This is a genomic window from Actinopolyspora alba (assembly GCF_900112765.1).
GTDB lineage: Bacteria > Actinomycetota > Actinomycetes > Mycobacteriales > Pseudonocardiaceae > Actinopolyspora > Actinopolyspora alba.
Map to the genome: position 1 here is coordinate 199,285 of NZ_FOMZ01000010.1, position 19,874 is coordinate 219,158.

19 protein-coding genes and 1 tRNA gene are annotated in these 19,874 nt (G+C 68.5%); 9 read left to right on the forward strand and 11 right to left on the reverse strand.

What is annotated here, in order from left to right; genetic code table 11:
• The first annotated feature begins 213 nt into the window (after positions 1-213).
• Entirely contained in the window at positions 214-837 is a 624-nt protein-coding gene (locus BM150_RS16670; RefSeq protein WP_092928200.1) for a bifunctional 4-hydroxy-2-oxoglutarate aldolase/2-dehydro-3-deoxy-phosphogluconate aldolase, read from the forward strand.
• A gap of 57 nt (positions 838-894) precedes the next feature.
• Here the strand turns inward: BM150_RS16670 and BM150_RS16675 are convergent, their stop codons facing one another.
• Complete coding sequence (locus BM150_RS16675; RefSeq protein WP_245755547.1) at positions 895-2,376, reverse strand: MFS transporter; 1,482 nt, start codon at positions 2,374-2,376, stop codon at positions 895-897.
• Positions 2,377-2,448: 72 nt separating this feature from the next.
• On the opposite strand from BM150_RS16675, the gene BM150_RS16680 reads away from it, so the two are divergent.
• Together BM150_RS16680 and BM150_RS16685 are read left to right on the forward strand one after the other, a co-directional pair.
• Positions 2,449-3,372, forward strand: coding sequence for a LysR family transcriptional regulator (locus BM150_RS16680; RefSeq protein ID WP_092928202.1), 924 nt, complete (start codon positions 2,449-2,451; stop codon positions 3,370-3,372).
• A gap of 183 nt (positions 3,373-3,555) precedes the next feature.
• Positions 3,556-5,301 carry an SDR family oxidoreductase gene (locus BM150_RS16685; RefSeq protein WP_092928265.1) on the forward strand — a complete coding sequence of 582 codons (1,746 nt, stop codon included), beginning with the start codon at positions 3,556-3,558 and terminating at the stop codon, positions 5,299-5,301.
• A gap of 74 nt (positions 5,302-5,375) precedes the next feature.
• Here the strand turns inward: BM150_RS16685 and BM150_RS16690 are convergent, their stop codons facing one another.
• The 4 genes from BM150_RS16690 to BM150_RS16705 form a co-directional block, all read right to left on the reverse strand.
• Positions 5,376-5,627, reverse strand: coding sequence for an SHOCT domain-containing protein (locus tag BM150_RS16690; RefSeq protein WP_092928203.1), 252 nt, complete (start codon positions 5,625-5,627; stop codon positions 5,376-5,378).
• 259 nt (positions 5,628-5,886) lie between these two features.
• Entirely contained in the window at positions 5,887-6,690 is an 804-nt protein-coding gene (locus BM150_RS16695) for a maleylpyruvate isomerase N-terminal domain-containing protein (protein ID WP_092928266.1), read from the reverse strand.
• 162 nt (positions 6,691-6,852) lie between these two features.
• On the reverse strand, positions 6,853-7,401 hold the full coding sequence (locus tag BM150_RS16700; RefSeq protein ID WP_092928204.1) for an RNA 2'-phosphotransferase: 549 nt from the start codon (positions 7,399-7,401) through the stop codon (positions 6,853-6,855).
• Between the two features lie 220 nt (positions 7,402-7,621).
• Positions 7,622-9,085: a catalase gene (locus BM150_RS16705; protein ID WP_092928205.1), complete on the reverse strand. Its 1,464-nt coding sequence runs from the start codon at positions 9,083-9,085 to the stop codon at positions 7,622-7,624.
• 560 nt (positions 9,086-9,645) lie between these two features.
• Between BM150_RS16705 and BM150_RS16715 the strand changes: the two genes are divergently transcribed.
• Genes BM150_RS16715 through BM150_RS16730 form a run of 4 tightly spaced genes read left to right on the forward strand, consistent with a single transcriptional unit; the run spans position 9,646 to position 13,434 of the window.
• Positions 9,646-10,257, forward strand: coding sequence for a M15 family metallopeptidase (locus BM150_RS16715; RefSeq protein WP_092928207.1), 612 nt, complete (start codon positions 9,646-9,648; stop codon positions 10,255-10,257).
• Positions 10,254-11,399, forward strand: a complete 1,146-nt coding sequence (gene alr, locus BM150_RS16720) for an alanine racemase (RefSeq protein ID WP_092928208.1) — start codon at positions 10,254-10,256, stop codon at positions 11,397-11,399. The genes BM150_RS16715 and alr overlap by 4 nt, the downstream gene beginning before the upstream one ends.
• The gene (locus BM150_RS16725; protein WP_092928209.1) at positions 11,396-12,391 is read left to right on the forward strand and encodes a D-alanine--D-alanine ligase family protein; all 996 of its coding nucleotides are present in this window, start codon (positions 11,396-11,398) and stop codon (positions 12,389-12,391) included. Before alr ends, BM150_RS16725 begins: the two co-directional genes overlap by 4 nt.
• On the forward strand, positions 12,388-13,434 hold the full coding sequence (locus BM150_RS16730) for an acyltransferase family protein (RefSeq protein WP_217641697.1): 1,047 nt from the start codon (positions 12,388-12,390) through the stop codon (positions 13,432-13,434). Before BM150_RS16725 ends, BM150_RS16730 begins: the two co-directional genes overlap by 4 nt.
• A gap of 102 nt (positions 13,435-13,536) precedes the next feature.
• Here BM150_RS16730 and BM150_RS16735 read toward each other — a convergent pair whose 3' ends face one another.
• From BM150_RS16735 to BM150_RS16760, 6 genes are all read right to left on the reverse strand, one after another.
• The gene (locus BM150_RS16735) at positions 13,537-13,914 is read right to left on the reverse strand and encodes a DUF1330 domain-containing protein (RefSeq protein WP_092928268.1); all 378 of its coding nucleotides are present in this window, start codon (positions 13,912-13,914) and stop codon (positions 13,537-13,539) included.
• Positions 13,915-14,253: 339 nt separating this feature from the next.
• Positions 14,254-14,326 (reverse strand) — tRNA-Ala (locus tag BM150_RS16740).
• 90 nt (positions 14,327-14,416) lie between these two features.
• Positions 14,417-15,058, reverse strand: a complete 642-nt coding sequence (sepX, locus tag BM150_RS16745) for a divisome protein SepX/GlpR (protein WP_245755548.1) — start codon at positions 15,056-15,058, stop codon at positions 14,417-14,419.
• Positions 15,059-15,570: 512 nt separating this feature from the next.
• Positions 15,571-16,236: a GNAT family N-acetyltransferase gene (locus tag BM150_RS16750; protein ID WP_092928211.1), complete on the reverse strand. Its 666-nt coding sequence runs from the start codon at positions 16,234-16,236 to the stop codon at positions 15,571-15,573.
• Between the two features lie 79 nt (positions 16,237-16,315).
• Positions 16,316-17,539, reverse strand: coding sequence for a molybdotransferase-like divisome protein Glp (gene glp, locus BM150_RS16755; RefSeq protein ID WP_092928212.1), 1,224 nt, complete (start codon positions 17,537-17,539; stop codon positions 16,316-16,318).
• A gap of 64 nt (positions 17,540-17,603) precedes the next feature.
• Positions 17,604-18,527, reverse strand: a complete 924-nt coding sequence (locus tag BM150_RS16760) for a UTP--glucose-1-phosphate uridylyltransferase (protein WP_092928213.1) — start codon at positions 18,525-18,527, stop codon at positions 17,604-17,606.
• A 37-nt stretch (positions 18,528-18,564) separates the two neighbouring features.
• Between BM150_RS16760 and BM150_RS16765 the strand changes: the two genes are divergently transcribed.
• Both BM150_RS16765 and BM150_RS16770 read left to right on the forward strand, forming a co-directional pair.
• Positions 18,565-19,161 (forward strand): 5-formyltetrahydrofolate cyclo-ligase, encoded by a 597-nt coding sequence (locus BM150_RS16765; protein ID WP_217641698.1) that lies wholly within the window; start codon positions 18,565-18,567, stop codon positions 19,159-19,161.
• Positions 19,162-19,383: 222 nt separating this feature from the next.
• Positions 19,384-19,743, forward strand: a complete 360-nt coding sequence (locus BM150_RS16770; protein WP_092928215.1) for an FmdB family zinc ribbon protein — start codon at positions 19,384-19,386, stop codon at positions 19,741-19,743.
• Positions 19,744-19,874: the final 131 nt, after the last annotated feature.

The following is a 19,874-nucleotide window of genomic DNA, read 5'->3' on the forward strand; positions in this document are numbered from 1 at the left end:
GCAACCGCCGTGGGAGCAACCGCCGGGAAGCGACCGTGAGTGTCGCAGCGCGGGTGTCCCCGGTGCGTGAGTCGGATGCATTGCGAGGCCGGGCCGCTCGCCGCGTAGGTCGCTACTCAAGAGCCGGCCCAACACTCCCAAGGCGCCGACTCACGTGACGGCTAACCGAGCACGCACACGAATACCGTTTCGAGTTCTGTACGGAGGAGAGGAATGTACCGCTGGCAGGTATCAAGCACCATCGCCGAGCACGGGGTGGTGGGTATCGTCCGGGCCGCCGACGCACGATCGGCAAGGCGGCGCGCCACGGCCTGCCTGAACGCGGGCCTGGAGGTGCTGGAGGTCTCGCTGACCACGTCGGGCGCCACGACGGTGCTGCGGGAGCTCCGCGATGAGTACCCGAACGCGCTGCTGGGGGCGGGAACAGTGCTGGACGCCACCTCCGCCCGGCTCGCCGTCGACGCCGGGGCTCGGTTCCTGGTATCGCCGTCGCTGCACGACGAGGTGATCTCCACCGGCCACCGCTACGGCGCGGCGGTGCTGCCCGGTGTCGACACGCCGAGCGAGCTGGTGCGGGCCCTGGAAGCGGGTGCCGACGCGATCAAGCTGTTCCCCGCCAGCAGGTGGACGCCGGAGAGCATGCGGGACGTGCTCGCGGCGCTGCCGCAGGCCCCGCTGGTTCCCACCGGCGGAGTCTCGGTGGACCGGGCCCCCGACTGGATAGCGAACGGGGCGGTCGCGGTCGGGATGGGGTCGGCGCTGTCCGAAGGCGACCAGGCGGAGGCCACCGAACGTATCTCGGGACTGCTGGGACGGATTCGGCAGGCCCGCGGCTGATCACGCTCGCACCCGGTACGGCCGGGAGACGCGACGCGGGACCGGTGGCGAGACGGCTCATCCCGATCGGCTGAGCTCGGACCCCGCACCGCTGGATTCCAACTCCGCCCCGCTGGACTCGGATCCCACCCTGTTCGGCTCGGACGCAGCGTTGCCGAGCCCGGCTCCCGGCCGAGTGAGCTCGGCCCCGGCCGGTTCGAGCCGGTCCTGGTGTGCGGGCGCGTCGCGTCGAGCGAGTCGGCCGAACCGACGGGGCTCGCGGAACGACTGGTACGTGGCGATGGTTCGTGCCTGGAACTCGGTACGCGACACCCGCCGGTTGCGGTCGGCCAGCAGCAGCGCCCCCACGACGAGCGGCACGAGCGAAGCGGCGACGGCACCCAGCCAGGACACGGCTGTGGCCATGTCGTGCCAGCGGGTCAGCAGTCCGACCGCCACAGCGGGCAGCCCGGCACCGGCGTAGAAGGCGATGTAGAGCGCGGAGGTCACCCCGGCGCGTTGTCGTTCGGGAGCTACCGCGTCGATGGTGGCACCGGCGCCGCTGTAGGTGAGGCCGTGCCCGATTCCGGTGGCCACCGCCGCGATCGCGGTCACCGAAAGCGAACCACCGCCGGTCAGCGCCAGCAGCACGAGCCCGCTCAGCAACGCGCCGAGCCCGAGCAGCTGCGCCAGGCGGGGTCCGAACCGGGTCACCAGCGGTTGGATCAGCACCGAGCAGGTGAGCACGGCGCAGAGCAGCGCGCCCGTGATCGCCGGATTCTCGATTCCCGCCCGGCGACCGAGCACGACCGGCACGACCGCCAGGAAGAGGCCCGCGCCGGTCCAGGCGAGGAAGCCGGAAGCGGCGGCCGTGGTGAACGAGGCTCGTATCCCCGCCGGTATCCGCGGGCGTGTCGGGCGCCAGCGACCGACTCGGGAAGTGGCCGCGGGCAGCCCCGAGACCAGGCACCACCCGACCGCCAGCAGCGCCAGGTGCACCAGATAGGGCGAGAGGCGGGGCGCGGGCGCGTACTGGGCCAGCACCCCCGCGACGAGCGGCCCGACTGCGGTCCCCGCCACGAATCCCATGCTGGCCACTGTGGACGCACGTAACCTGTCCCTGTTCGCGGCCCGTTCGACGAGCAGCGCGCTGGTCGCCCCGGTCACGGCTCCCAGCGCTGTTCCCTGCGCGGCGCGCCCCACCAGCAACCAGGCCGGACCGGAGGCGAGCGCGAAGCAGCACGAACCGAGCGCGTCGGCCAGCACGCTCGCGCGCAGTACCGTTCTGGGACCCAGCGCGTCCGAAGCCGGGCCGAACAGCAGCAGGGCGGGCGCGCTGACGAGTGCGAAGGTGGCGTAGACCGACGTCATCGTGAGATCGCCGAATCCGAAGGCCTGCTGGTAGTCGGGGTACAACGGGCTGGGCAGATAGGCCCCCGCGGTGAGCACGACCAGCAAGTAGACCGCCGTACGTACCTCGTGGGCGCGACCGGTGGCAATCCCGCCCGTGGTGAGTCGGGGACCGGAACCGTCTTCGTCGAAAAATCTCCGGAACAGCACGAGACCAGTCTGTCCACGACAACTGCTGCAGAGAAGCAAACGTTTTCGTATGTGACCGTGCAAAATGATTACATGATCGATCCGAAGTTGCGGGTGCTGCAGCTGGTGGCCCACCACGGCACGGTTACCGCCGCCGCCCAGGCGTTGCACTACACGCCCTCGGCCGTGTCACATCAGTTGCGCCAGCTGGCCGCCGAGCTCGGAGTGGAGCTGATCGCCCAATCGGGACGCGGCGTCCGATTGACCGCCGCCGCCACGACCGTGCTGCGCCACGCCGAGGTGCTGTCCGCACAGGCCGAGCGCGCCCGGGCGGAACTGGCCGCCGCCACCGACGAAACCGAGGGCTCGTTCACCGTGTGCGGCTTCTCCACCGCGGCGACTCACCTGCTTCCCCCGGCAGCCGCCGCGCTGCGGGACCACTACCCGCACCTGCGGGTCCGGGTCATCGAGGCCGAACCGGCCCGCTGCTTCGATCTGCTGTTGGCGGGCGATGCCGATCTGGCACTGCTGATCGCCACCGACGAAACGCCGCCCGCTTCGGACACCCGCTTCGACCAGCATCCACTGCTCGACGATCCGCTCGACCTGGTCGTACCCGAGCACCACCACCTGACCGAGCGCCGGACGGTCACGCTCGCGGACGCCGCCGACGAGTCGTGGATACTGGGACGACCGGGCAGCACCTATCACCACCTGGTGCGCACCGCGTGCATGGCGGCCGGGTTCACCCCGGACATCGCGCACTACGCCGACGAGTGGGAGACCGGAACAGCTCTGGTGGCCAACGACTTCGGCATCATCCTCGTTCCCAGGCTCGCCAGGTTGCACCAGGACTGGCCCGTCACCCGCATCCCGCTGCGCGGTGAGCCGGCACCGGCGAGGCGCATCCTCGCGGCCAACAGGCTCGGCAGCCGGGACCGCCCGGCGATCGCCACCGCGCTGGACACGATCACCCGAACCGCCGGCACGCTCCTTCCCCCGCCTGCCCATGGGTAACGAGCGCGGGATGTGAGTCGACGACTCGTGGCGGATTCACGGGTTCCGCTCGGTGTTCGACAACCTCCTGTTACTCGTGGTAACAGTTACTTCGTCGATCGGGCCGGACGAAGTGACGCCCGGACCGGTCGGTTGCCCGCCCCGGCGGGCCGACGACTTCGGGAACCCGACGAGGACGTGATCATGACGGCGAGTCCGCGAGTACACACCAGCGACGGAATCCGGCTCGCGGTGCGCGAGCACGGCGACCGTGCACGTCCGTGCATCGTGTGCGTACACGGGTATCCCGACGACCGGCACGTCTGGGACGAGGTGGTCTCCCTGCTCGCCGAGCGGTATCACGTGGTCACCTACGACGTGCGGGGCGCGGGCGAATCGGACAGACCCCGCCGGAACGACGCCTACGATCTCGACCGGCTCGCCGCCGACCTGGAACGGGTCATGGACGCGGTCAGTCCCGAACGCCCCGTGCACCTGCTGGCCCACGACTGGGGATCGATCCAGGCGTGGCAGGCCGTCACCGATCCGCGGCTGCGGGAACGAATCCGCTCCTTCACCACGATCTCGGGGCCCTCTCTCGACCACGCGGGCGAGTGGATGCGGAGCAAACTCCGCCGTCCCACGCCGCGAGGGCTCCGCGACCTGGTGAGCCAACTCACGCACTCCGGCTACATCGGTTTCTTCCAGCTTCCCGTCATCCCCGAACTGGCGTGGCGCACCGGCATCATGCGGCGGGTGATACGGCTGCTGGACCCCAGTGCCCGGCACATCACGGCGCGAACCGGCGACGGGGTGGCCGGGCTCGCGCTGTACCGCAGGAACACCTCGCGGCGGTTCCGCACTCCGAACCCGCGCGCCACCTCGGTACCGGTGCAGGTACTCGCCCCCACGGGCGATTCCTTCGTCGGAACCCCCATGCAGACCGAGATCGACCGCTGGGTCGAGGACCTGCGGGTGCGGTACCTGCGGGGCGGGCACTGGCTGCCCCGCAGCGCACCGGAACGGATCGCCCACGTCACCGAGGAGTTCGTCCGGCACCTGGAGGGTGGGGAGCAGTCCAGGGAACTGCGCAGGGCCCGAACCGACGTCGACCGGCGGGGTTTCGCGGACCGACTCGTCGTGGTCACCGGAGCGGGAAGCGGGATAGGCCGTGCCACCGCGCACGCCTTCGCGGCGGAGGGCGCCGAGATCGTGGCGGCCGATGTGGACGAAGCCGCGGCCCGGCTGACCGCGGCGCGACTGCGCGAGCAGGGGGCCGTGGCCGCGGGATACGGCGTGGACGTGGCGACGGGCTCCTCGGTGCGGGAGCTGGCCGAACGGGTACGGGAGGAGCACGGCGTAGCCGACATAGTGATCAACAACGCCGGGATCGGCATGTCCGGTTCCTTCATGGACACCACGGAGGCCGACTGGCAACGGGTCCTGGACGTGAACCTGTGGGGCGTGATCCACGGTTGCCGGGCGTTCGCCGAACAGCTGATCGAGCGCGGCGAGGGCGGCCGGATCGTCAACGTGGCCTCGGCGGCTGCCTATCTGCCGGTACCGGGACTGCCCGCCTACGCGAGCTCCAAGGCCGCCGTGCTCGCCCTCTCCGAACGACTGCGGGGTGAGCTGTCCGCGCACGGCATCGGGGTCACCGCGGTGTGCCCGGGCGTGGTCAGCTCCGGCATAACCGACACGACGACCTTCGTGGGAAGCTCGCCCGAACAGCAACGGCGCAAGCGGGAGCGAGCGGGGCGCCTCTACCGTGGTCGCGCCTTCACCCCCGAGGCCGCCGCGGCGGAGATCCTGCGGGCGGCACGCCGCGACCGAGCCGTCGCACCGATCACCCCGGAGGCCAGGGCGGGCCTGCTGCTCTCGCGGTTGACGCCCGGCCTGTTGCGAACGGTGACTCGCTCCCGCCAAGGAGGAAAGGGAGCCCAGGGATAGTCCCCCGCCTCGGACTCACCCGATCGCGGGGCGATGAATGCCATCGGCGTCCCCGGGAGTCCCATCGCCTTGGATCAATCCGGCCTTCTGCGTTCCCCCAGTTCGGCCCGCATCCGCTGGTACTCCTCGGTGCCGAGCTCACCCCGAGCGTATCTCCTGGCCAGGATCTCCTCGGGCTCGTCCACGCGCGGTTCCGGATCGCCACGTCGAACACGCTGGTCCTGGACGAGGCGAACAACCGCCCAGATGATCAGCACAACCAGAGCGATCCACACCAGCGAGAAAACGAGCATCCACACGAACCCGGGGCCATAGCCATACATCATGGTGTCCCCTTCCGAGAGCGATCGCCCGTACCACCAGTCTTGGCCGAGTACCGGGAAACGGCCAGGGACTTCGGTCTCTTACCGGGAGGATTTCGGAACCACCGGCGGCACGGCCCGGTCCGACTTCACACTCGTCGACGCGGCCGCGCCGGAGTGGCCTCGGTGAAGTGAGGACCCACTCGCGGACGGTGACGCGCCCGGGCGGGCGCGGCACCGTTCTCCGGTGACGCGTCCGCGCGGCCACCGAACCGCGCGGAACCTAGCGGAACCAGACGGTGACGCGCTCCAACCAGCCGCGCAGCAGCTCGGTGTCGCCGAACACCTCGAGATCCGAATCGGACAACGGCTTTCGCAGGTAGGCGGCCAGCAGCAACCCCGTCAGCGACCCCCGCAGCGCCACGGTCGCCTTCTCGTGCGCACGACGCCAGGTGATCGCCTCCCCGGTGAGGTCGACCAACCACTCCGCCGCGAGCTCGTCGGGCACGTCGGTGGCGTGCAGGTGCACCGTGTTCCCGTCACCGAGCAACCGCCGCAGCTCGGGATCGGCCTGCGACAGCTGCGGCAGGGCGCACAGCAGCATCCACTCGTCCAGCGCGTCCACCGCGAGCTCTGGATCCGCTGTGAACTCCGCGCCGACCGTGAACTCCGCGTCTGCCCGGTGCAACAACGTCTCGTGCGTCATGCGTCGAGCCCACGAGAGCGCGTTCCACGGCACTCCGGCGATCGGGTTCCAGACCTCCACCCCCGGCCCCGCGGCACGCAGCGCATCCGCGAGCCCCTCGGCGCCCTCGACCAACCACGTCCCGAGGGAAGCCGGATCCTGCCCCGTGGGCTCGGGGGCGCCGTCGGCATGGGCGGCACAGATCTCTACCTGGTCACGCGTGCGCACGATCTGCTCCGCCCAGCGGTACTCACCTCCCAGATGCAGCATCAACCGCTCCAGGTTCCAGTCCGGGCAGCTCGGCACGGCCGAGCCCGGTTCCGCGCCGTCGACGGCTTTGCCCAGCAGTTTGGCCTGCGTGACGATCTCCGAGCAGTAGCGCTCGTGGTCCAGTGCACCCATGATTACACCGTAGAGCCGAACCACCCCGCCATGCGTCGATTTCTCGCGAAATCGCCGCCGCGCTGAGCGGGAACGGAGCCGCACGGGGTGCGACGATCTCTCGCGAAATCGCCGGGCACGCGGAAAGAGCATCCGGTGTCCCGGAATGAGGGTGGCAGCGGGTCAGGTACCGCGACGCAGGAACCCCGGCGGGACACGGTCGACCAACCACACCCCGTTCGTGCTGACCCGGAACTCGTGGTCCGCCTCGACCATCTCGCGTGCGGCGATCTCCAGTACGACAGGTGTTCCCCTGCGCGCACCGACAGCACGCGCTTCGGCGACGCTCGCCGAAAGGTGGACGTGGTGGCGATTCCTCGGCAGGAGCCCGTCGGCACGGATCGAGGGCAGAAAGCGCTCGACAGTGCCGTGGTACAGCACTTCCGGTGGCGAGGTCACCGGCAGATCGAGATCGACGGCGACGCTGTGGCCCTGGTTGGCCCTGATCGACTCGCCGGTGCGATCGAAGGAGAAGCGTGACTTGTCGTTGCGGAGCACGACCTCGGCGAGCCGAGCACGAGTGAGCGGCATACCGTGCTCGTCCAACGCGGACAGCAGCTCGTCCACACTCACCCAGCCGTCGGCATCCAGGCGGATACCGATGCGGTCGGGAGCATGGCGCAGATACAGCGCGAGCCGCTTGGACACGCGCACTATTTCCCGTTGTTCCATTCGCCGGTCATTGACGCACCGACCGGGACGAAACGCAACTTCTTTTCGGGAGCGACTCGGGAGACCAACCGCTCGGTGGGGCCACAACCCGCTGGGCGACGTCGATTTCTCGCGAAATCGACGGGCACGCGGCTGGCGGTACGCTCCGCGCGCAACCCGGGGGCGCCCCGACCGCACCGGAGCACCCCCGGATGGAGGCGCGGCGAGTGGAACCGAACGGTCAGCCGTTGTGGTTGCGGACCGCCCGCTCGATGCGCTTGCCGATGTCCTCGTCGATGTTGCGCCAGTACTCGAAGGCGCGCTGCAGGATCGGCTCGGTGACGCCGTCGAGCAGGTGCCCCGAGACGTTGTTGACCAGCCGTTCCCGGGCGGCGTCGTCCATAACCTCACGAACCAGCGTGCCCGCCTGGATGAAGTCGTCGTCGTCCCGACGAGGGGTGTACGCCTCGTGCACCATATCCCCACTGGTGTGCCAACCGGAGTACTCGCCGAACCGGGCCGTGTCGGCCTCGGGACCGCCGTAGGAGTTCGGTGCGTACACCGGGTCCGAGATCTTGTTGACCCGCATGCTGCCGTCCTTGCTGTAACTGTGGACGGGCACATCCGCCGAGTTGACCGGGATCTGCTTGTAGTTGGCTCCCAGTCGCGCCCGGTGGGCATCGGCGTAGGAGAACAACCGGGCCAGCAGCATCTTGTCCGGGCTCGGACCGATTCCCGGAACGAGGTTGTTCGGTTCGAACGCGGCCTGCTCGATCTCGGTGTGGTGATCGGTCGGGTTCCGGTTGAGCTTCATCCGCCCCACTTCGATGAGCGGATAGTCACCGTGGGGCCAGACCTTGGTCAGGTCGAACGGGTTGAACCGGTAGGTCTCGGCCTCGGCGAACGGCATGATCTGCATGTACAGCGTCCAGCTGGGGTAATCCCCGTTCTCGATGGCCTGATAGAGGTCCCGCTGGTGGTAGTCGCCGTCCGCACCGGCCAGATGGTCGGCCTCCTGCTGCGTGAGGAAGTCGACGCCCTGGTCGGTCTTGAAGTGGTACTTGACCCAGAACTTCTCACCCCGGTCGTTGACCCACATGTAGGTGTGGCTGGAGTAGCCGTTCATGTGCCGCCAGGTCTTCGGGATCCCCCGGTCGCCCATGAGCCAGGTGACCTGATGCGCCGACTCGGGGGAGAGCGTCCAGAAGTCCCACTGCATGTCCTTGTCGCGCGAATTGGTGTCCGCGCGTCGCTTCTGCGAACGGATGAAGTGCTGGAACTTCATCGGATCGCGGACGAAGAACACCGGCGTGTTGTTGCCGACCATGTCGTAGTTGCCGTCGCTGGTGTAGAACTTCACCGCGAAACCGCGCGGGTCGCGCCAGGTGTCCGGGCTGCCGCGCTCACCGGCGACCGTGGAGAACCGGATCATCATCTCGGTCCGGGTGCCCGGCTGGAACACGGAAGCCTTCGTGTAGGCGCTGACGTCGTTGGTCACCACGAACTCACCGAACGCGCCGTTGCCCTTGGCGTGCGGCTGGCGTTCCGGAATCCGCTCCCGGTTGAACTGCGCCATCTGCTCGATGAGGTAGTTGTCCTGCAGCAGGATCGGCCCGTCGGGTCCCACCGTCAACGAGTGCTCGTCACTTTCGACCGGGATTCCGGCATCGGTGGTGGTCGGGGGTTTGGGTTTCTCTTGCGTCACTGCTGGTGCCCTCCTCGTGGTGGTTTCGAGGTGGCGAATTCCGCATGCTCACCCGGCGGGCCCCGCGACGGGTCCCACAACACGACCTCGGCCCTGGCGAGCATGTCCACGCCGTCCTCGTGGGGATTCAGGCAACGGCGCGGTACCGGGCACACGTACGTCCTGGTAAGCCCCGGTCGGCGAGACCGCACTCCGCACCGGAGCGGCACCGCACAGGGCCGGGCGATCAGCCCCCGTGCGCCACGCGCGGACCGAATCCGTCCGCTCCGGCGAGGTCGACCCGGACACCGAGTGACCGACCGAGCGTGGAATCCCGTGTACCGGCACACCACCGTTCCCCATACACCCAGTGCACTCCCGTATCCGGAACGGAGCAAATCGGGACACGCGGAAAGACACTGATCGTGTTGCCCGAGGTGTGGACGGAGGCAGCGACAGCGTCCTCCTCGGGCACTCGACCGATCGACCCATCCGGGCGGAGAGAAAACCGGCCTTTCGGCGCTGTCGCTCGTACTTCCGGACGATGTGGTGACACGCGGTGTATTCATAGTGTCGACAACATGACGATCTTGCTGGCCGACCCGCGAGTTCGCGCGATCGGTGTGCGTGACAACGGTGACCCGCTGATACCTTTGGATTTCGCGTCCGGGGTCATGGTGCGATCGGGGCTCGCCAACCGGCTGGACGATGCCAGGGACGCGCTGCCGTCCGGTGTGGACCTGCGGGTCCTGGAGGGCCACCGGAGCGTGAGCGATCAGCAGGCCATCATCGATGACTACACCAGCGAGTTACGCGTGCTGCATCCCGACGCCGACGAGGCCGAACTGGAGCGGCTGTCCAGCCGGTTCGTCGCCCCCGTGGCGGTGGCTCCGCACGTGGCCGGAGCGGCGGTCGACCTGACACTGGTCGACGACGAGGGCGAGGAACTGTGGATGGGGACGGCGGTCGACGCCACCCCCGAGCACAGCGACGGCGCGTGTTGGTTCGACGCCGAGGTGGACCGGACGGCACGGCGCAACCGGACGACACTGGCACGCGCTCTCCGTAACGCCGGGCTGGTCAACTACCCCACCGAGTGGTGGCACTGGTCCTACGGGGACCGGTACTGGGCGTTACTGACCGAAAGCGGACACGCCATCTACGGACCTGTCGAAGCGAAGGTGCCGGCATGAACGCGCCGGCGACTCGCCCACGGACCTCCCGAAGCACCGCGGGAGGCCACGAGCCCACGCTGGAGATCGACCTGGCCGCCGTGGCCGCCAACACCCGTCGATTCGTAAGGCAGGCACGCGGCGAAGTAATGGCCGTGGTGAAAGCCGACGGGTTCGGACACGGGTTGCACGCGATGGTCAGAACCGCGCTCGCGAGCGGCGCGACCTGGCTCGGTACCACGTCGATCACGGAGGCCCTGGCCGTGCGCGCCACCGGAGTGGACGCACCGGTGCTGAGCTGGCTGAACCCGGTGGACGCCGACGTGACGACCGCTTGCAGGCACCGGGTCGACCTCGCCGTGCCCAGTGAGAACCACCTGGCGGCCGTGGTCGAGGCCGCCGCGTGGTCCGGATACCGGGCCCGAGTGCACCTCCAGCTCGACACGGGAATGGCCCGCGACGGCGCCGCCCCGGACGAGTGGGCCGACCTGATGACGGCCGCCAGGCGAGCCGAGCTCGCCGGACACATCACGGTCGTGGGGGTGATGGGCCACCTGGCCAGGGCCGACGAGCCGGGCCACCCGGCGAACACGACCGGACTGCGGGTGATGCTCGACGGGGTGGAGGCGGCCGAACAGGTCGGGCTGCGTCCCTCGATTCGGCACTTGGCTGCCACGGCCGCCACGCTGACCGACCCCCACACCCATCTGGACCTGGTTCGGATCGGGGCCGGGCTGGTGGGCATCGACCCGTCCGGCAGCACACGGTTGCGCTCCGCGCTGCGGCTGACCGCACCCGTCGTCCAGGTGCGGCGGGTACCCGCCGAGACCGGAATCGGCTACGGGCACACCCACGTGACCGATCGCGCTACCAACCTGGCGTTACTACCGATCGGCTACGCCGACGGACTGCGTCGGGACGTATCGGAGGAGACTTGTGTCCTGATCGCGGACAGGAGGTGTCCGCTGGTCGGGGTGATCTCGATGGATCAGGTCGTGGTGGATCTGGGGGACGATCCGGTCGAGCCGGGCACCGAGGCCGTGGTGTTCGGCCCGGGGGACGACGGCGAACCGACCGTCGAGGACTGGGCGCACTGGGTGGGCACCATCCCACACGAGATCGTGACCGGTATCGGTCACCGGATTCGGAGGAGCATTCGATGAGCGGACGGTTACGGGTGGCCGTGATCGGCGGCGGGCAGAACAGCGAGCACGAGGTATCCCTGGCCTCCGCGGCCTCGGTACGTGCGGCGCTGGACCCCGCCGGGTACGAGGCGGTGGCGTTGACCATCCGCCGCGACGGCAGGTGGCTAGGTCCCGACGAACAGCTACTCGGCAACTCGCCCGCGGACGGCCTCGCCGCCGCGCTCGGGGTACTCGCGGACTGCGACGTGGTGGTGCCGCTGTTGCACGGACCGCGAGGCGAGGACGGGAGTCTCGCCGCCTTGTGCGAGCTGGCCGGAATCCCGTACGTCGGTGCGCCGGTACGCGCGGGCGCACTCGCGATGGACAAGTGGGCGACGAAGCGGGTGGCCGAGGCAGTCGGGGTACGAACCGCGCCGGACAGGCTCGTCACGCGGAACGATCTGTCCACAGTAGTCTTCGACCGGCCCGTGGTGGTCAAGCCGATCGCGGCGGGATCGAGCTTCGGGGTACGCCTGGTGAAGAACGCGGCGGAACTCGAACCGGCACTGCGGGCAGCGTTGGAACTGGACGAACGGGTGCTGGTGGAGCACGTGGTGACCGGCCGCGAGGTGGACGTCACCGTGATCGACGATCCGGAGCACGGGCGCCGGGTCGGACCGCCGCTGGAGATTCTGGTCGACGACGGACTGTTCGACACCACCACCAAGTACGACGGCAGTGCCGCGTTCGAGATCCCGGCTCGGCTGACCGGAGCCGAGCTCGGGGAACTGACCGATTCGGCCCTGCGGGTCTACGACGCCCTGGGCTGTCGCGGGCTCGCTCGGATCGACTTCTTCCTGACCTCCGACGGTTTCGTGCTCAACGAGGTGAACACGATGCCCGGCATGACGGCCGAGTCCCAGGTACCCAAGATGTTCGCCGCCGAGGGACTGACCTACCCGGAGCTGTTGGACCGGTTCATCCGATCGGCCCTGACCGACGACGAAACGACCGTAGAGGCAGTCGGGTGAGCCGAGCAGGAGAGGGACAGAACACACGGGGCGGACAGATCGTCGGTCTCAACGTACTGCGAGGTCTCGCGGTCCTGCTCGTCATGCTGCGTCACGCGTTCCCCGACATCTTCCCCGGTGCGGGCGTGGTCGGGATCGTGATGTTCTTCACCTTGAGCGGTTACCTGATCACCGGGGTACTGACCAAGGAGCTGGCAGGCAACGGCCGGATCGACTACCGGCGATTCTACCTGCGCCGGGCCCGGAGGCTGTTGCCCGCGTTGCTCGCGATGGTCGTCGTGTTCATCGCGGTGACGGCGACCGTCGATCCGCTGGACGAGAGTGGCAGCCTGCCCAGCACCGTCGCCGTGATGCTTACGTTCACCGGCAACCTGCCGGTCATCCACTTGGGCGGTGCCGCGTTCCACTGTTGGACACTGGCCACCGAGGAGCAGTTCTACCTAGTATGGCCGGCGCTGTTGGCGCTGGCCTGGACCCGTCGCAGCGTCACGGCCGCGCTCGTGGGCACCGCGGTGATCGTGCTGGCCGGTTGTGTGGCGACCCTGGTCTGGCTGTGGCCGTACCCCGACAACGCCTACGGGCTGCCCACCTCGTGGTTCGTGTGCTTCGTGATCGGCGCTGCCACTCGGCTACGCGGCCCGGAGTGGATGTCCGCCAAGTTGGTACCGCTCGCCCTCGCGGGGCTGGCGGTGCTGTCGGTCCTGCCGCTGCGCGGCCACGTGCTGACCTACCTGCTGATCGGCCCTGCGATCGCCACTCTGACGGCAGCGCTCCTGCTGGTCTGGTCACGTTGGCGAGAGCTGGCCGACCGCGCGTTGCTGACCAGGGGACTCGCGGCACTCGGCCTCGTCTCCTACGGGGCCTATCTGTGGAACTACCCGCTGACCCTGTGGCTGCGACCCGAGCTGGGTGCGGTGGCCGGGCCACTGGGCCTGGTACTGACCATCGTGGCGGCGGCGCTGAGCTGGCGATTCATCGAACAACCGGTCATGCGAGGCGGCCGAACACGGCGCGGGCGACCGTCCGAGGCCGCACCCCGATGACCAGCGGACTCGAGGGGTACCTGACGCCTACCGGACAATCGGCCCTGCAGTACCGGGATTCACCCTGGCGGTCGGCGCGACGCTCCCCGCAGCCCGAGCTCGTCAGGATTCGCGACGCGAGCCCCAGGGGAGAGTCGGCTGGAGCACGGCCTCGGCGAGCCCGCGGGCGCGCAAACCGGTGATCTGCTGGTACTCGGGATCCGCGACCATACGGCTGAACGCCTCCCGATCGGGATATCGGACGAGCAACACCGCGTCCCAATCCTGTCCTTCCTCGGCCACCAAGGGTGTCGTTCCATCGCCGACATAGATGACCTCACCCCCGTAACGTTGCAGCAAGGGCCTGGCCCGCCTCGAGTACTCCTCGTATGAAGAGCGGCCGTCCGGGGTGAACCGCAGCAGGTTGAGCATCACGAAAGGTCCCTCCGGAACTTCGTCCAGCACGCGTGCGAGATCGTCCGCCGCAGGATCGACTGCCATCGACACTCCCTGTCGTGGTCGGATTTTCGTAGCGACGGCATTCGCTACAGCACTAAGGTCGCCCGAGTTCGGACACCGAGCACCGACACGCATACCGTCCAGTCGGTACGCTACTCGGATACCTCCGCGCGCCGCCAGAGGTGGTTGGAGATCGGAGTTATGGCGATGGGAGGTCCAGCCCGGTCTTGGCGAGGTAACCGATGATCAGGTCGGGCTGGTGTCGCATTGGTGCCTGGCGGGCAGGAGGCACGCGACCCGGCTCTGCGATAAAAACGAGGCCGTCCCCGCTTCGCCAGCGGGAACGGCCTCGAAAAATGGTTCGCACAGTGAGCGACCCGGTGGAGCTGCGGGGAATCGAACCCCGGACCTTCTCGATGCGAACGAGACGCGCTACCAACTGCGCTACAGCCCCGGCGCTCCCGGCCTTCCGACCGAGTGCGCGACTAGCATAGCAACCGCCTCAGGCGGATGGGCACACCCCCCACCCATCCGCCGTTCGACGTTATTCTCCCACCGCACGGCGGTACGGCTGCCACAACCGGTCGTCGAGTTCGTCGAACTCGGGATCCTCGTCGTCGATGTCGAGTACCTCGGCGTCCCCGGAACGGGAAACGTCCGGTCGCGCCCCCGCGGGCCTCTCATCCGGAACGAGGTCGTCGGCCGGGTAACCGGACTCGGTCACAGCGTGCGGGGAGCCCTCGTGCCCATTGTCACGCTCGTCGTCACGCTCGTCCGACTCACCGGAGAGCCGCGCGAGCCTGCGACTGCGCACATCCTCCTCGATCCGCACCTGCTTACGCAGATACCCCAGGTACCCGATCAGCAGCAGATCGGTGAGACCGTGCACCCACCACAGCGCCGACCAGGACAACCCGGCGAGCACGGCGGTCACCACGGCCACCGCGAGCATGGCGAGCACGATCCGCTGTCTGCGCGCGTACTTGGTACGTGCCGCCAGCGCGGCGGCGTCCGGATCGAAGCCACCACGACCGGGGCGGTAACGCCGTCCCGCCCCGGTCTCGTCGCTGTCCGGACCACGCCAGTGCTCGCGCCCCGTGGCGTCGAACTCGTCGTCGACGTCGGTCCGGTCCGAGTCGTCCCGCGCGGCCGATGAACGGGACTTGCCTGCTGTGCTGTCAGGCATCGTGAGCGCCTCCTTGTTTCCACTGCCGCTCGTTCCACCCGCCCCGGGCCGGGACTGGCCACCGCGCCGAACCACTCGCGAGTTCAACGCGGTATCCGTCGTACGTGGGACTCGTCGGCCGCGGCGGACGAACATGGGCACCAGAACGACGAGCCAAGCCGCTGCCAACCCCACGAAAATCAGTGCGCTGAGCACACCTTGCCACCTCCCCCTGGCAAACGGCGGCACACACCTGCACTGTCCACGTTATCCAGAACCCTCATACCTGTCTTGGAGCCACGCCGAGCCCGGCTCGCTCCAAGCACGCACGAAAATCCCGCAAACGGGGCAAGATACGACACGCAGTGATCAAATTTTGTCGATGGATTTCACCCGAAAGAACCAGTGATTCCTAATGAGATCGTGTGATCGTCAATACACAACATCATCAGAGAGCGCGTTCGGCGGAATCATCGACCCCGCACAACGGCCGGAACGCCCGGTGCCCCGGCAGCCGACTCGGAGCGGCTCCGTCAGGGCCGCTCGGCACGACCCGCTCGAATCAACGCGGCCACCGCCCCTTCGGGGACCTCCTCCCGGGTCAACGCGTAAACCCAGTGGTCGCGCCAGGCTCCGGCCACGTCGAGATACCGCTCGAACAACCCCTCGCGGCGGAACCCCGACTTCTCCAGGACCCGCACACTGGGTGAGTTCTCCGGACGCACCGTCGCTTCCAGTCGGTGGAGTCCGGTCGGACCGAAGCAGTGGTCCACGGCCAGCGCCACGGCGGCGGTGGCCACTCCCGAACCCGCGCTCCGCTGTGAGACCCAGTAGCCGATCCATCCGGAACGCAACGCACCCCGGATGATGTTCCCGATGGTGAGCTGTCCCGCCAACGCCCCGTCCAGCGTTATGACGAACGGCAGCACATGGCCGCGTCTCGCCATCCTGCGCAGCGCGTTCCACTGTCCGAACCAGGCAGTGCTCGTGTTGCGCTGATTCCAGTCACCGCCGGTGGGTTCCCAACGTCGCAGGTAGTCCCTGTCCCGCAGCCGCACCTCGCTCCAAGCGGCGGCGTCGCGCAGCCTGGGCGGACGCAACACCACCCTGCCCGCCGGCACCACCAGCGGTCCGACCCTGGCGGGCCAACCGGGATGTCTGCCCTCGGCGAGCTCGAATTCGGGGACGGCTCCCGCCATAACGAACACCGGCTCCCATCACTGGAAACGCTGACTCGAAAGCACACCGCCACGCCGAGCGAATGCGTCAGCACTGTTCTCAGGACCGCTGTGACAGGAAGCTCACCCGGAGCCACTCGCCGGCCACGGCCTGAGTGACGTCCTCGTCGAGCATCATCAGGCAATTGGCCTCGGCCAGCGAAGCCAGCAGGTGCTCGTCGGAGCCACCGACCGGCTGCACCAGGTAGGAACCGCCCTCGGCGTCGCGCAGCAGTCTGCCCCGCACGAAGCCGCGTCGCCCCTTCGTGGACGAAACCGGCGACACCAGCTCCGCTGCTATGGAACGACGATGCGGATTCGCCTTGCCCAGCGCCGAGCGCAACAGCGGCCTTATCAGCACTTCGAAGACGACGAGAGCGCTTACGGGGTTGGCGGGGAGCAGGAAAGTGGGCACCCGGTCGGGCCCCAGCCGTCCGAATCCCTGGGTGGAACCGGGGTGCATGGCCACTCTCGTGGTGTCGAGCTCGCCGAGCTCCGCCAAACAGGAGCGGACCTCCTCGGCGGCGGAGCCGCCCGCCCCGCCGGCGATGATCACGATCTCGGAAAGCAGCAGCCTGCCCTCCACCACCTCGCGCAGGCGTCTGGGATCGGAATCGACGATGCCCACCCTGGTCACCTCGGCACCGGCATCCCTGGCCGCCGCCGCCAGCGCGTAGGAGTTCACGTCGTAAACCTGCCCCGCACCGGGAGTGCGGTCCACATCGACCAGTTCCGGGCCCAACGAGATGATCGATATCCGCGGTCTGGGATGCACCAGCACCTTGCTCCTGCCGACCGCGGCCAACAGCCCCACCTGGGCGGGACCGATCGCCGTGCCCCGCCGGACCGCGGCGTCACCGGACCGCACGTCCTCACCCTCGCGACGGACGAAGGCGGCCGAGGGCACCGAACGCCAGATCGTGACCTTGGCGGGATGCTGATCCGTCTCCGAGACCGGCACCACCGCGTCGGCCAGCGTCGGCAGCGGGGCGCCGGTGGTGACGTGAACCGTCTGCCCCGGCTGCAGTCGACGGGGCTGTCGTGAACCGGCGGTCACCTCACCCACTACGGGCAGCTCCACCGGCTCACTACCGGCGTGGCGAACATCGACGCTGCGAACCGCGTAGCCGTCCACGGCGGCCTGGTCGGCACCCGGCAACGCCCGCTCCGCCACGACTTCCTCGGCGCACAACAGCCCCTGTGCCTCCGCTATTGCCACCCGAACAGGTGAAGGCCGCACGGCGGCCGCGAGTACCCGTGCAAGCTGTTCATCCACTGATCTCATGGCTCGACCTCTTCGGCGAAGACACTGTTGACCGGTACGCGCACGGGACAGCGGCGTACGGAGCTCAGCTCCGGTTCAACCGTTCGCCCAGCCACTCTCGCAGGTCAGTCCCGTACTCGGAGTCCCGCAGCGCGAAATCGACCGCCGCTTTCAGGAAACCTCCGGGATTTCCCAGATCGTGCCGCGTCCCGCGATGGACCACGACGTGGACCGGGTGCCCCTCGGCGATCAGCAACGCTACGGCATCGGTCAGTTGCAGTTCACCGCCGGCACCCGGTTCGATGCGCCGCAACGCGTCGAACACCTGGCGGTCGAGCAGATAGCGGCCAGCGGCCGCGAGATTGGAGGGGGCGTCGGCGGGTTGGGGCTTCTCCACCATGCCGCGGACACGTTTGACATCGGACTCCTCGGTGTCGGAAACGTCGAAGACGCCGTAGGAAGAGGTCCGATCGGGCGGCACGTCGAAGGCGCACAGCACGCTGCCGCCGTAACGGGCACGCACCTCGGACATCCTGGTCAGCACACCGCTCTCGTCGGCACTGGCGGGGTAGACCAGATCGTCCGGCAGCAGCACCGCGACGGCGTCCTCGTCGGCACCGAGGTTCGGCTCGGCACAGGCCACGGCGTGCCCCAGTCCCAGTGCCTTGTCCTGGATGGCGGAATCGGCAGTGATGAGTTCCGGGGCCCGGCGCACCTTGCGAAGCAGTCGCTGCTTGTCCCTGGCCTCGAGAGTGGCTTCCAGTTCCGGCTGGGGGTGGAAGTGTTCGACCACCGAACTCTTGTCCGGAGCGGTGACGACGACCAGACGGTCGGCACCGGCTTCGGCCGCCTCCTCCGCCACCAGTTCGATTCCCGGCGTGTCGACGACCGGCAACAATTCCTTGGGCACGGATTTCGTGGCCGGGAGAAAGCGAGTTCCCAGCCCCGCCGCTGGAACGATCGCGGTGCGGAAAGCCGCAGCCGCCTGCGAGCTTGTCAGGCTACTCATGACCGCGAGCCTAGCGATATTGACTACCCTTCGTCTCGTGACGCTCTCGGCAGACGAACTGAACCGAAAAGAACAGTGGCGACGCAGGCTGGGTTCGGAACGTGACGCGCTCACCGAACGAACCCGTACCGAGGAGAACCGTGCGCTGCGAACGACGATAATCGAATGGTTGTCCGAGACACGGATCACAACCGTCTGCGCCTATGTACCGGTGGGGTCCGAACCTGGATCACCGGAACTGCTCGACAGCCTCGTGGCACTGGGCCACCGCGTGTTGCTGCCCGTCATGGCGGGCAGGAACCCGTTGGAGTGGGCGGCCTACGAGGGGCCGGACTCGCTGCGTCGTGCGACCTACGGACTGCTGGAACCGAGCACGCCCCACCTGGGCGCGGGGGCGATCTCGGAGGCGGGCGCGGTGCTGGTTCCAGCCCTGGCCGTGGACCGACGAGGGGTACGCTTGGGTAAGGGTGCCGGTTTCTACGACCGGTCGTTGCCGCTGGCCGACGATTCGGCCGAGCTCGCGGCGGTGGTTCGGGATTCGGAGTTCGTCGAGGAACTGCCCGCCGAGGCACACGACGTGCGTGTCACCGGAGTCATGACCCCCGCTTCCGGATTCACCCGCCTACCGGTGTGATCTCGGTTACGGGCGACTCCCGAAGCCCCTTCGGGCGCGTGACATTATCGACGTCGCATTGTGACGCAGCCCCGATTGCGTCGGTGTCCAGCCGTGCAGCATTATCGTATTGGCACTCGTCCCGTTCGAGTGCCAATGTCGTTGTCCGGGGACCGGCACCGCGTGTGTCACCGAGCGCGGCGCGTCGATGCGTCGCCGTCCGATTCCGGAGGTATGAGACCCGTGCCCACTTACCAGTACGCCTGCACCGCCTGCGGGCACGATTTTGAGACCTTCCAGTCGTTGAGCGAGGACTCGCTCACCGACTGCCCGGAGTGCTCGGGCAAGCTGCGGAAGAAGTTCAACGCGGTGGGTGTCGTCTTCAAGGGCAGTGGGTTCTACCGCAACGACAGCCGCGGGTCGAACTCGTCGAGCGAGTCCGGGGCCTCGGCGGGGACGAACTCCGGCTCGGGCAACGGCTCCTCCGACAGCTCCGGTTCGGGAAGCTCCGGGAGTTCCGAGTCGTCGGGCGGGAGTTCCGGTGGTTCCTCGGAATCGAGCTCATCCGGATCCCAGACGCAGACCTCCGCGGCTACGAACTGACAGAACCGCTCCCTCTCGGAGCCCGAGGTACGTCCGCTGTCCGGGCGAGCCGCGGGCGGACAGCGGGAGATCGCACCGGCAGGCCCGGCTCGGCACCCCATCCGTTCCGCGGCTCGGCCGCACGGTGGCTC